This is a genomic window from Stenotrophomonas sp. Steno-C18 (assembly GCF_056393195.1).
In genome coordinates this window covers 128,619-140,705 of record NZ_JBWJOX010000001.1, presented here as the reverse complement: position 1 = coordinate 140,705, position 12,087 = coordinate 128,619, and the positions used below count along the sequence as shown (strand labels likewise).

Below are 12,087 nucleotides of genomic sequence, written 5' to 3'. Positions count from 1 at the left end.
CGGGAAGAGACTCAATACATGAAACTGTTTCCACTCCATATCGTCCCGAACGACACCAACATCGACTTCATGCGCCACCGCAAGCCCGTGCTTGCGCTGATGGTGGTACTGCTGTTGCTGTCGGTGGCCGTGATCGGCTTCAAGGGCTTCAACTACGCGCTGGAGTTCACCGGCGGTACCGTGGTGCGCACGCACTTCGAGAAGCCGATCAACGCCGACAACGTGCGTGAAAGCCTGGCCAAGGCCGGCTTCGAGAACGCCCAGGTGCAGAGCGTGGGCGGCGGCAACGACGTCATGATCCGCCTGCAGCCGGACGGTGAGCACAACAACGCCGCCGATGCCGCTGCCCAGGTGGCGGAGAAGGTGCGCGTGGCGGTGACCACCACCGACAACCCCGCCTCGGTGCAGCCGGGCGAGTTCGTCGGCCCGCAGGTGGGCAAGGACCTGGCCCTGAACGGCGTCTATGCGACCCTGTTCATGGTGATCGGCTTCCTGATCTACATCGCCGCGCGCTTCGAATGGAAGTTCGCGATCGTGGCCAGCATCACCGCGTTCTTCGACCTGATCCTGACCATCGCCTACATGTCGCTGCTGGGTCGTGAGTTCGACCTGACCGTGCTGGCGGGCATGCTGTCGGTGATGGGTTTCGCCATCAACGACATCATCGTGGTGTTCGACCGTGTCCGCGAAAACTTCCGCAGCCTGCGCGCAGAGCCGCTGGAAGTGCTGAACAAGTCGATCAACCAGACGCTGTCGCGTACGGTGATCACCGCGGTGATGTTCTTCTTGTCGGCGCTGGCACTGTACCTGTACGGCGGCGAGTCGATGGAAGGCCTGGCCGAGACGCACATGGCCGGTGCGGTGATCGTGGTGGTGTCCTCGATCATCGTGGCGGTGCCGCTGCTGAGCATCGGCCCGTTCAAGGTCAGCAAGCAGGACCTGATGCCCAAGGCCAAGGACGTCGAGGAGCTGGCCCGTCGCCCGTGACGGTGCCCCTCCCGGCAACCCGGAAAAGCCGCGCACCGCGCGGCTTTTCTTTTGCCCGCGCCGGCAGGTTGCACGGGGATTTCCATGCGGTGGCGTCGGTTGTGTTCGCTGCGGGTGCACACTACGATCCTTCCGGTTCGGCGCCGGGCCGTGGTTTCCCTGTCATGGCGGCGCTGTTTTCCTGCTTACCTAGCTGAGGTTTTCATGGTCATCAAACCGCGTGTGCGCGGCTTCATCTGCGTCACCACCCACCCGACCGGTTGCGACGCGGCGGTCAAGGAACAGATCGACTACATCCAGTCGTTGCCGAAGCTGGCCAATGGCCCGAAGAAGGTGCTGGTGCTGGGTGCCTCGACCGGTTACGGCCTGGCGGCGCGTATCAAGGCGGCCTTCGGCAGCGATGCGGCCACGCTGGGCGTGTTCTTCGAGCGCCCGGGCAGCGAGACCAAGCCGGGCACGGCGGGCTGGTACAACTCCGCCGCGTTCGAGAAGTACGCGCACCAGGCCGGCCTGTACGCGCGCAGCGTCAACGGCGACGCGTTCTCCGACGAGGTGAAGCAGAAGGTCATCGAGATCATCAAGTCCGACCTGGGCCAGGTTGACCAGGTCGTCTACAGCCTGGCGGCGCCGCGTCGCAAGCATCCCAGGACTGGTGAGGTGATCAGCTCCACGCTCAAGCCGATCGGCGCGCCGATCACGCTGCGCGGCCTGGATACCGACAAGGAAGTGCTGACCGAAACCACGCTGCAGCCGGCCACCGCCGAGGAGATCGGCGGCACCGTGCAGGTGATGGGGGGCGAGGACTGGCAGATGTGGATCGATGCGCTGCTGGAAGCCGGCGTGCTGGCGCCGGGCGCCACCACCACCGCCTTCACCTACGTGGGCGAGGAGATCACCCAGGCCATTTACTGGAACGGTTCCATCGGTGCGGCCAAGAAGGACCTGGATGCCAAGGTCAAGGACATCCGCGGCAAGCTGCAGGGCATCGGCGGCGACGCGCGCGTGTCGGTGCTCAAGGCGGTGGTGACGCAGGCCAGCTCGGCCATCCCGACCATGCCGCTGTACCTGTCGCTGCTGTTCAAGGTGATGAAGGAAGAAGGCACGCACGAGGGCTGCATCGAGCAGCTCGATACGCTGTACGACATCCTGTACAACGGCCCGCAGGGTGGCGCCAACGCGGCTGACCATATCCGCCCGGCACTGGTTGACGGCAAGGGTCGCGACGTCGCGCTGGTCGACGCCGAAGGCCGCCTGCGCGCGGACTACAAGGAAATGGCCCCGGAAGTGCAGGGCAAGGTGTTGCAGCTGTGGCCGCAGGTGACCAACGAGAACCTGTACGAGATCAGCGACCTAGCCGGCTACAAGGCCGACTTCCTGCGCCTGTTCGGCTTCGGCATCGACGGCGTGGATTACGAGGCTGATGTGAACCCGGACGTGGCGATCCCGGGCATCGTCGAGGTCTGAGCCTCGGCGGTTCCGGAAACAGAAGGGCCGCGCGATGCGCGGCCTTTTTTGTTCCTACATGATGGCGAGGGACCGTGGAGCCCCTCATCCGCCCTTCGGGCACCTTCTCCCGCAGGCGGGAGAAGGGAGCATCAATCGTGCGCTGTCGGTGCAAAAGCCCCTCTCCCGTGTACGGGAGAGGGGTTGGGGTGAGGGCAGGCCTCAGTTGAACTCGAAGTCCATCTGCGCCGTCGGCGGCCCGACGAAATCGCCCTGTACGTAGTCCACGCCGGCACTGAACAGCAGGCTCATGGTGGCCGCGTCGGTGACGAACTCGGCGACGGTGAGGATGCCGGCCTCCTGCGCCTTGCCGGTGATCTCGCGGGTCTTGTCCAACTGTTCCTTGGCCTGCGCCGGATCGGCGGTGAAGCTGCGGTCCAGCTTGAGGAACGCCGGTTGGAAATGGGCCAGCAGCTGGAACGAATCCAGGCCCGAGCCGAACTGCTCCAGCCCGACCTTGCAGCCCATCGTGGCCACGCCGGCGAGGAACTGCTGCGCGTTGCGCAGGTGGGTGAATACCTTGGCCTCGGGGATCTGCAGCCACAGCTGGTCGCCGTCCACGCCTTCGTTGGCCAGCCCGTCGCGGATGACGTCCAGCAACTGCGGGTCGGTGAACGACTCGGGGGTGATGCGCACCATCAGGCGGGTGGTGTGGCCGGCGCGGCGGCGTTCCCCCAGCGCGCGGATGGCGTTGGCCACCACCCAGCGGTTGAGCGGCGCCAGCAGGCCGTGGTCCTCGGCGATGGGCAGGAAGGTGCCAGGGCTGACCAGCTCGCCGTTGTTCTCAAGCAGCAGCGAGGTGTCGTACAGCTGCATCGGCTCGCCCATCAGGTTCAGCACCGGGCGGAAACGCAGATGGAACCCGTCGCCGGCGATGGCCTCGCCGATGCGCTGCACCCAGCGCTGGATGCGTTCTTCCTCGACGCGATCGGTCGCGCCCGGGTCGAACACCTTGACCGTGTTGCCGCCCAGCTCGATGGCCGCGCGGTTGCAGTCGTTGGCATGGCTGAGCACCTGGCCGACGCTGGCGATCTTCTCGCCGACCTGCACGCCGCCGATGCTGACAGTGACCGTGGCCGAACGCTGGCCGATGCTGAACACATGGGAGGCGAAGGCCTGGCGCACGCGTTCGGCCACCTGCGTGGTGTGCGCGTACTGGCCCTGGCAGAGCAGGGCGAAGCTGTGCTCGCCGAAGCGTGCCAGCTGCGCCTCCTCGTTGATGGCGCTCGCCAGGTGCTGGCCGAGCGCGGCGATCAGCGCATCGGCCGAATCCAGGCCGATGTCCGCCAGCAGGCGGTTGTAGTGGTCTGGTTCGACCAGCAGGAAGCCGTACTGGCCGTCGCTGCGGCTGACCTGGGCCACCGCGTTCTCCAGGTGGACCATGAAGGTGGGGCGGTTGAGCAGGCCGGTGACCTGGTCGCGCTGGCGCAGCTCTTCCACCTCGCGCGCCAGTTCGGGGTCGAACTCCTCGCGGCGGCGGAACACCACCTGGAAGCAGGACTCGCCTTCGTAGGTGGCGGCGGTGAACTCCATGGTTGCCGGGAAGGTGTCGCCGTCCTGGTTGCGCGCGTGCACTTCGTACTGCGGCGGCGGCGCCTCGCCCTTGCTCAGCGACTTGAGCAGGTTCTTGAAGTCCTCCACGTACTGCGGGGCGACCATGTCCAGCAGCGAGATGCCTTCCACGTCATCGAACGACTCATACCCGAACATGTCCAGGTACGCCTCGTTGGCGCGGATGTGCATCCCTTCGTGGATGTAGGCGATGGGGTCGCGCGAGGAGGAGATCAGCGCATCGCAGCGGCGCTCGGTCTCGCGCATCTGTACTTCGATGCGGCGCAGGCCGCGGCGTGCCTGCAGGTCGGTCCATTCGGTGCGCACCACCGACAGCAGGTGGTCCGGCTCGGTGCGCAGGGCGATGGCGCGCATGCCGTTGGCCGAGGCGTCGAGCAGCAACTGCGCGTCGACCTGGTCGGCCAGCAGGATCATCGGGATGTCCTTGCCACTGGCGGCGACCTGCTGGGTCAGCAGCGACTGCGGGATCGTGTACGCGTTGGCGGCCAGCACCAGGTCGAGCGGCTGCCCGCCCACGGCCTGGACCAGCTCGTCCGGGCTCTGCGGCCGGAAGGGACGCACGGCGATGCCGCTGTTGCGCAACGTACTGACGATGGCTTCGGCATTCTCGGCGCTGTCATCGACGATCAGCAGGCGCAAGGTGATGTCTTTGGCGTTCTGCATTCAAGACTCCTTCGGACGCCGTTTAATACACGATGGGCAGGTACGGCGTCTATGCGTGGAACGTTTGACAGTGCCGGGATGGGGCACAAATGGCCCCTGTGCGGCTCATGCCACCTGGCCCGCCGCGTGGCCGGAAGCCCAGGCCCACTGGAAGTTGTAGCCACCCAGCCAGCCGGTCACGTCCAGCACCTCGCCGATGAAATGCAGGCCCGGCACGTGCTGCGATTCCATCGTAGAGGACGATACCTTGCGCGTGTCCACGCCGCCGAGGGTGACTTCGGCGGTGCGGTAGCCCTCGGTGCCGCTGGCGACCAGCGGGAAGTCGGAGAGCAGGCTGGCGGCGGCCTGCAGCTCGCGCTCGTCCAGTTGCCGCACCGGCTTGTCCTTGAGCCACTGCTCGCACAGGCGCAGCGCCAGCCGGCGCGGGATGACCTCCGACAGCACGGTGCGCAGCTCGGAGGCGCCGCGCTCGCGCTTCATCGCGCGCAGCCACTCGGCGGCATCGCGGTCGGGCAACAGGTCCAGGCGCAGGTCGTCGCCGGGTTGCCAGTACGAGGAGATCTGCAGGATCGCCGGGCCGCTGATGCCGCGATGGGTCAGCAGCATGAAGTTGCGGAAGTGCTGGCCGTTGCAGCGCGCTTCCACCGGCAGGGCGACGCCGCTGAGGTCGGCGAAGCGTTCCTGGTGCTTGCCACTGAGCGTGAGCGGTACCAGCCCGGCGCGGGTCGGCAGCACTTCGTGGCCGAAGCGGCGCGCCACTTCATAGCCGAAGCCGCTGGCGCCCATGCTCGGGATGGAGAGCCCGCCGGTGGCGATCACCAGCGAGGCGCAGTGGAACAGCCCCTGCGCGGTGCGCACGCGGAAGCCGTCGGCGCCGCGTTCGATGTCCTCCACGCCGCAGTCGGTGCGCACCTGCACGCCGGCGGCACTGCATTCGTCCAGCAGCATTCTTACGATCTGCTTGGAGGAGATGTCGCAGAACAGCTGGCCCAGTTCCTTCTCGTGGTAGGCGATGCCGTGCCGCTCGACCATGTCGATGAAGTCGGCCGGCGTGTAGCGCGCCAGCGCCGATTTGCAGAAGTGCGGGTTGGCCGAGAGGAAGTTGGCCGGCGTGGTGCCGGTGTTGGTGAAGTTGCAGCGCCCGCCACCGGACATCAGGATCTTCTTGCCCGGCTTGTTGGCATGGTCGATCACCTGCACGATGCGACCGCGCTGGCCGGCGGTGAGCGCACACATCAGGCCGGCGGCACCGGCGCCGACCACCAGCACGTCGCAACGGATCGTGTTCACTGCCACCGCCTGCTCAGCCTGCCGGGCGCTTGCGCCACTGCGGGATCACGTCCAGTTGCATCTGGTCGTTGATCAGCTGCACCTCGCCGTCCTGGATCAGCACGCTCCAGCGCATGGCGCGCTGGATCTGGCTGCCCCAGCGTTCGACGAAATCGCCGGGCAGGTCGAGCACGGACAGGTTGTCGAAGCGGGCCAGCGGCTTGCCCTGCTTCTGCCACCAGATGTCCGAGGCATTGCCGCCGTAGTTGATGATCTGCACGCGGCCGCTGCGGTTGCAGGCCTTGCGGATGCGCGATTCGTCCGGCTGGCCCAGGTCGATCCACTGCACGATGTCGCCGGTGTAATCGTGTTCCCACAGGTCCGGCTCGTCATCGGTGCTCAGCCCGCGGCCGAACTCCAGCCGGTCGCCGGCATTCAGGGCGAAGGCGAGCAGGCGGACCATCAGCCGCTCGTCGGTTTCGGACGGGTGCTGGGCCAGGGTCAGGTTGTGGGTCGCGTAGTAGCCGCGGTCCATGTCGCTGATCTGCAGCTCGGCCTTGCGGATGGTGGCAGTAAGGGCCATGGGATTACCGGGGGCAAAGACCGACAATGATACGGCTTTGCCCCTGCCGGGACCCGAACGCGTGAGCACCGACGATCTGCCCAGTCATCTGCAATTGGCCCCCGGTCCGTGGGCGAGCCTGCTGGAGGGGTTGTGTGTGCGCTTTCCGGCGATCACGCGCGCGCAGTGGCTGGACCGGTTCGCGCGGGGGCGGGTCCAGGCCCTGGATGGCAGCGCGCTGGACCCGGGGCAGCCTTGGCAGGCCGGGCGTGAGATCCGCTACTTCCGCGAGGTGGCGCAGGAGCCGGTGGTGCCGTTCGATGCGGACATCCTGTACCAGGACGCGCATCTGCTGGTGGCCGACAAGCCGCATTTCCTGCCGGTGATGCCGGCCGGGCGGCATGTCCGGCAGACGCTGCTGGCGCGCCTGGTGGCCTGCACCGGCAACCCGGCACTGGTGCCGCTGCATCGGATTGACCGGGGCACGGCCGGGTTGGTGCTGTTTTCCTGCAACCCGGAGAGCCGCGCGTCGTACCAGCGCCTGTTCGCCGAGCGGAAGATCGAAAAGCACTACGAGGCGCTGGCGCCGGCCTTGCCAGGCTGGGTGTTCCCCGTGCAGTGGCATAGCCGGCTGGAGCGCGGCGAGCCGTTCCATGTCATGCGCGAGGGCATTGGCGCGCCCAATGCGCTGAGCCGGATCGATGTGATCGAGCGGTGCGGGGAGGTCTGGCGTTACGCCCTGGAGCCGGTGAGCGGGCGCAAGCACCAGTTGCGCGTGCACATGGCCGCGCTGGGCGCGCCGATCCTGGGGGACGATTGCTATCCGCGCTTGCTGCAGCGCGCGCCGGAGGATTTCAGTACCCCGTTGCAGTTGCTGGCCCGACGCCTGGCCTTCATCGATCCGTTGAATGGCGAACCGCGCCAGTTCACCAGCTCGCGTCGGCTGGGGTGATGTCCCGGCCAAGCGTTAGGCCGATGCATTGCCGTGGTGCAGGGAGTGCGGCCCGGCTGCCGGTGACGGCCCTGCGACTGCAAGGTGGTGGACCCCCAGGCCGGCAGCCCCGCATGCCTAGGCGACTGGCCGTGGGCGCTGGGCGAGCCAGCGGTCCAGCTGCGCGGCGAAGGCCTGGCGGTCGCGTGGGTGCAGGGCGGCCGGACCACCGGTCTGGATGCCGGCGCCGCGCAACTCCTCCATGAAGTTCCGTACCGACAGTCGCTCTGCGATGCTGTTGGCGGTGTAGACCTCTCCCCGCGGGTTCAGCGCCGCGGCCTGCCTGTCCAGCACGCGGGCGGCCAGCGGGATGTCCTGGGTCACGACCAGGTCGCCGGCGGCGACCCGCTCGACGATGGCGTCGTCGGCCACGTCCGGGCCACCGGGCACCTGCAGCGCGCGGATGAACCGTGAGGCCGGGGTGCGGATCCATTGGTTGGCCACCAGTACCGTTTCGATGCCGGTGCGCTCGGCGGCGCGGAACAGGATGTCCTTGATGACGACCGGGCAGGCGTCGGCGTCAACCCAGATGCGGGGGGCGGGCGGGGAATCGGGGGCTGTCATGGGGCGCAGTGTAGCGGTGCCCCCGTGGGACGCCGACCGGCGTTGCCCAGCCAAGTCCATGAATCCGGACGACATTGGCGCGGTGCTGAACCGCTCAGCTTTGATGAATACGGTATTTATCGCTTTTTAACCAAAAGCCGCGTATCGTTCGCCCCACTGTGCTTGCAAGGGTCACCGTGAATCGTGGCCTGATGCAGTTGATCTCACCGATCCGCTCATCGTTCCGCTTTACCAACGCCTGCAACTCAGTCTCGGCCCCGAATATCCGGTGGCTGCGATTTTTCTCATCAATGTTTCAGGAGTTTGTAATGTCTGATCGTCAGACCGGCACTGTGAAGTGGTTCAACGATGCCAAGGGCTTTGGCTTCATCACCCCGGAAAGCGGCCCGGACCTGTTCGTGCACTTCCGCGCCATCCAGGGCACCGGCTTCAAGTCGCTGCAGGAAGGCCAGAAGGTGACCTTCGTCGCCGTGCAGGGCCAGAAGGGCATGCAGGCTGACCAGGTGCAGGCGGTCTAATCGACCCCTGCCACCGAAAGGTAGCTTGGAACGCCGGAAGCGAAAGCTTCCGGCGTTTTCTTTTGTGCCGCCCCGTGGCCGACCGTGCGCGCCATAACCGGTAGGATCCGGGTGTACGGCAGTGACGAGCAGGCGATGCACAACAACGACCCTCATTTCGACAACCGACTCGTGCAGGCGCTGCCCGGCGATCCCGAGCGTGGCCCCGGCCGCCGCGAAGTGCGCGGTGCGCTCTGGTCGGCAGTCAATCCCACGCCGGTGGCCGCTCCCCGCCTGCTGGCGTACTCGCCCGAGGTGGTGGCACTGCTGGGTTTCAACGAATCCGTCGTGCAGGGCGAAGGCTTCGCGCAGGTGTTCGGCGGCAACGCGCTGTATGCCGGGATGCAGCCGTGGGCGGCCAACTATGGCGGGCACCAGTTCGGCCAATGGGCCGGGCAGCTCGGCGATGGCCGCGCGATCTCGTTGGGCGAACTGCTGGCCGGCGGCCAGCGCTGGGAGCTGCAGCTGAAAGGGGCGGGGCCGACCCCGTACTCGCGCGGCGCCGACGGCCGGGCGGTGCTGCGCTCCTCGGTACGCGAGTTCCTGTGCTCGGAGGCGATGCATCACCTGGGGGTGCCGACCACCCGCGCCCTGAGCCTGGTGGCTACCGGTGAAACGGTGGTGCGCGACATGTTCTACGACGGCAACCCGCAGGGCGAACCCGGCGCGGTGGTGTGCCGGGTGGCGCCGTCGTTCCTCCGTTTCGGCAGCTTCGAGCTGCCTGCCTCGCGCGGGGACATCGCGCTGCTGACCCAACTGGTGGCGTTCTGCATCGACCGCGACTACCCCGAACTGGCCGACGCCGGCGCGCAGCGCCATGCGCGCTGGTTCGAGCAGGTCTGCACGCGCACCGCGGTGATGGTGGCGCACTGGATGCGGGTGGGCTTCGTGCATGGCGTGATGAACACCGACAACATGTCCATCCTCGGGCTGACCATCGATTACGGCCCGTATGGTTGGGTGGAGGACTACGACCCGAAATGGACGCCCAACACCACCGACGCGCAGGGCCGGCGCTATCGCTTCGGCACGCAGATGCAGGTGGCGTACTGGAACCTGGTGCGGCTGGCGCAGGCCGTGTCGCCGCTGTTCGAGGATGCCGCGCCGCTGCAGGCCGGGCTGGATGCGTTCCGGACGCGGTTCGAGCAGGAGCAGCGCCATCATCTGGTGGCCAAGCTGGGCCTGGGCCGTTTCGTCGAGGGGGACGACACCTTGATGGCGCAGTTCCTGCAATTGCTGCACGAGGGCGAAATGGACATGACGCTGGCGTTCCGTGCCTTGGCCGAGGTGGACCCCGCGGCGCCGGATGTGGCGGTGCTGGAGGCGGCGTTCTACGCGCCGGACAAGCGCGGGCAGGTGCTGCCGAAGCTGCAGGACTGGCTGCAGCGGCATGGCCAGCGCGTGCTGGCCGACGGGCAGGCGCCGGAGGTGCGTCGCGCCACGATGAACGTCGCCAACCCGAAGTACGTGCTGCGCAACTGGTTGGCGCAGGAGGCCATCGACCGTGCCGAACAAGGCGATTCGGCCGGTATCACGGACTTGCTGGACGTCCTGCGGCATCCTTATGACGACCAGCCGGGCCGCGAGGCGTTCGCCCGGCGCCGCCCGGAATGGGCGCGCGAACGGGCCGGCTGCTCGATGCTGTCGTGCAGCTCCTGACTCCTGTTTTCCTGATTCGATGATTGAAATGACTCCTGTTTATCCCGAGTGGTCGCGCACGATCCGCGACGTGGCCGACTTCCCCAAGCCCGGCATCCTGTTCAAGGACATCACCCCGCTGCTGGCGGACGCCAAGGCGTTCGATGCGGCCGTCAAGGCCATGGCCGCGCCCTGGCGCGCGGCCGGCGTGCAGGCGGTACTGGGTGTGGAGGCACGTGGCTTCATCCTCGGCGCAGCGTTGGCGCTGGAGCTGGGGGCCGGCTTCGTGCCGGTGCGCAAGCCCGGCAAGTTGCCCGGTGCCACCCTGCAGCAGGAGTACACGTTGGAGTACCGCAGCGACCGCATCGAGGTGTGCGCCGATGCCATCGCGCCGGGTACCCGGGTGGTGCTGGTCGACGACGTGCTGGCCACCGGCGGCACGCTGGCCGCAGCCCTGCTGCTGGCCGGGCAACTGGAGGCGCAGGTGCTCGGCGCGGCGGTGCTGGTCGAGCTCGACGGGCTCGGCGGCCGTGCGCGCCTGCCTGCCGGCGTGCCCTTGCAGGCCACGCTGGTCTACTGACTTTCCATTGCAGGACGCCCCATGCCGAACCTGAGTGAACTGCTGTCCTCCTTCGACGCGCGCAAGGGCGTGCTGCTGCCCGACAGCTGGCGCCAGGGGCGCACCGCGTACGGTGGCATCGTCACCGCGCTGGGCATCAGCGCCGCGCTCCAGTCGCATGCGACGCCGCTGCCGCCGCTGCGCGCGATGCAGGTCAACTTCATTGGCCCGGCCGTGGGCCAGTTGACCTTCGCGCCGCAGGTGCTGCGCGAAGGCAAATCGGTGGTGAGCCTTGGGGTGGACGTCTTCGCCGAGGGCGCGCTGGCGGCGCGCCTGATGGGGGTGTTCGGACGCGCCCGCGAGAGCGGCATCGTCCATGATTTCGGCGACTTCCCGGACGTGCCCGGCGTGGACGATTGCCGTGAGTTGAATGCGGCGGCCGCGCCGTTCGTGCCGGCGTTCCTGCAGAACTTCCAGCTCAAGCCGGCCGGTGGTGCGATGCCGGTGTCCGCGGCGGCGTTCCCGGAGCAGTTGGCCTGGGTACGTCACCGCGACGCGCAGGGGGTGGATCCGGCCATTGCATTGGCGGCGATGGGGGATGCCATGCCACCGGCGGCCTTCACCGCATACCGCGCGCCTGCGCCGGTCAGCTCGATCAACTGGAGCTTCGAACTGCTGGACCCGGCGCCGGCCGGGGAGTGGTTCCTGCTGCGCTCCTTCAGCCAGCACGCACGCGACGGCTACTCCTCGCAGGACATGCAGGTCTGGAACGCGCAGCGGCAGCTGGTGATGCGCGGCCGTCAGAGCGTGGCGATCTTCAGCTGACAGCCCGAGCGGGCCGAGGCTGCTCCTGCCCGACGTGGCGATGCCATGATGGCCGCAGGTTCATTCGGGGCAGGGCATGCGCATTCTGGGTTGGCTGGTACTGCTGTTGGCGATGCTGGGCTGGACCGCCTGGTTCGTGGTCTGCAATGTCTACGAGTTCGCGCCACGGCTGGATCCGTGGGCGTTTGCCTATGGCTGGCTGCTGGCCGTGCTCGCTGGCGCGTTCGCCCGGCGCAATGGCTGGAGCCTGTGCGCGCTGGCTGGAAGCGTTGGCCTGTACCTGTTGTTGATCCACCGCGGCATGGGGGATGGCAGTGCACGTGGACTGTTGTTGCTCACCTCCGCCGCCATCGTTGGCGTGACGTGGTGGATCCGTCGGGCCAAGCGCTAGCGCGCA

At 67.4% G+C, this 12,087-nt stretch carries 12 protein-coding genes; 8 read left to right on the top strand and 4 right to left on the bottom strand.

Annotated features, from left to right (window positions below; genetic code table 11):
* The first annotated feature begins 18 nt into the window (after window positions 1-18).
* Both secF and fabV read left to right on the top strand, forming a co-directional pair.
* The gene (gene secF / locus AC06FE_RS00690; protein ID WP_132864215.1) at window positions 19-987 is read left to right on the top strand and encodes a protein translocase subunit SecF; all 969 of its coding nucleotides are present in this window, start codon (window positions 19-21) and stop codon (window positions 985-987) included.
* A gap of 204 nt (window positions 988-1,191) precedes the next feature.
* Entirely contained in the window at window positions 1,192-2,451 is a 1,260-nt protein-coding gene (gene fabV / locus AC06FE_RS00685) for an enoyl-ACP reductase FabV (protein WP_478071969.1), read from the top strand.
* Window positions 2,452-2,652: 201 nt separating this feature from the next.
* Here the strand turns inward: fabV and AC06FE_RS00680 are convergent, their stop codons facing one another.
* The 3 genes from AC06FE_RS00680 to AC06FE_RS00670 all read right to left on the bottom strand — a co-directional run bounded on the left by AC06FE_RS00680 (window position 2,653) and on the right by AC06FE_RS00670 (window position 6,577).
* Window positions 2,653-4,725 carry an EAL domain-containing response regulator gene (locus AC06FE_RS00680; protein ID WP_478071968.1) on the bottom strand — a complete coding sequence of 691 codons (2,073 nt, stop codon included), beginning with the start codon at window positions 4,723-4,725 and terminating at the stop codon, window positions 2,653-2,655.
* A 105-nt stretch (window positions 4,726-4,830) separates the two neighbouring features.
* Window positions 4,831-6,015 (bottom strand): BaiN/RdsA family NAD(P)/FAD-dependent oxidoreductase, encoded by a 1,185-nt coding sequence (locus tag AC06FE_RS00675; protein WP_313250940.1) that lies wholly within the window; start codon window positions 6,013-6,015, stop codon window positions 4,831-4,833.
* 13 nt (window positions 6,016-6,028) lie between these two features.
* On the bottom strand, window positions 6,029-6,577 hold the full coding sequence (locus AC06FE_RS00670; protein ID WP_478071967.1) for a YaeQ family protein: 549 nt from the start codon (window positions 6,575-6,577) through the stop codon (window positions 6,029-6,031).
* 61 nt (window positions 6,578-6,638) lie between these two features.
* On the opposite strand from AC06FE_RS00670, the gene AC06FE_RS00665 reads away from it, so the two are divergent.
* On the top strand, window positions 6,639-7,508 hold the full coding sequence (locus tag AC06FE_RS00665; protein ID WP_478071966.1) for a pseudouridine synthase: 870 nt from the start codon (window positions 6,639-6,641) through the stop codon (window positions 7,506-7,508).
* Window positions 7,509-7,625: 117 nt separating this feature from the next.
* Here AC06FE_RS00665 and AC06FE_RS00660 read toward each other — a convergent pair whose 3' ends face one another.
* Window positions 7,626-8,111, bottom strand: a complete 486-nt coding sequence (locus tag AC06FE_RS00660; protein WP_192288407.1) for a YaiI/YqxD family protein — start codon at window positions 8,109-8,111, stop codon at window positions 7,626-7,628.
* 308 nt (window positions 8,112-8,419) lie between these two features.
* Between AC06FE_RS00660 and AC06FE_RS00655 the strand changes: the two genes are divergently transcribed.
* The 5 genes from AC06FE_RS00655 to AC06FE_RS00635 all read left to right on the top strand — a co-directional run bounded on the left by AC06FE_RS00655 (window position 8,420) and on the right by AC06FE_RS00635 (window position 12,081).
* Window positions 8,420-8,629: a cold-shock protein gene (locus AC06FE_RS00655; RefSeq protein ID WP_039005002.1), complete on the top strand. Its 210-nt coding sequence runs from the start codon at window positions 8,420-8,422 to the stop codon at window positions 8,627-8,629.
* 135 nt (window positions 8,630-8,764) lie between these two features.
* Complete coding sequence (locus AC06FE_RS00650; protein ID WP_478072354.1) at window positions 8,765-10,327, top strand: protein adenylyltransferase SelO; 1,563 nt, start codon at window positions 8,765-8,767, stop codon at window positions 10,325-10,327.
* Between the two features lie 19 nt (window positions 10,328-10,346).
* Window positions 10,347-10,886, top strand: a complete 540-nt coding sequence (locus AC06FE_RS00645) for an adenine phosphoribosyltransferase (RefSeq protein ID WP_425603729.1) — start codon at window positions 10,347-10,349, stop codon at window positions 10,884-10,886.
* Window positions 10,887-10,907: 21 nt separating this feature from the next.
* A complete protein-coding gene (locus AC06FE_RS00640) occupies window positions 10,908-11,690 on the top strand; it encodes a thioesterase family protein (protein WP_132864208.1) in 783 nt (260 codons plus the stop codon).
* Window positions 11,691-11,766: 76 nt separating this feature from the next.
* Entirely contained in the window at window positions 11,767-12,081 is a 315-nt protein-coding gene (locus AC06FE_RS00635) for a hypothetical protein (protein ID WP_478071965.1), read from the top strand.
* Window positions 12,082-12,087 lie beyond the last annotated feature (6 nt).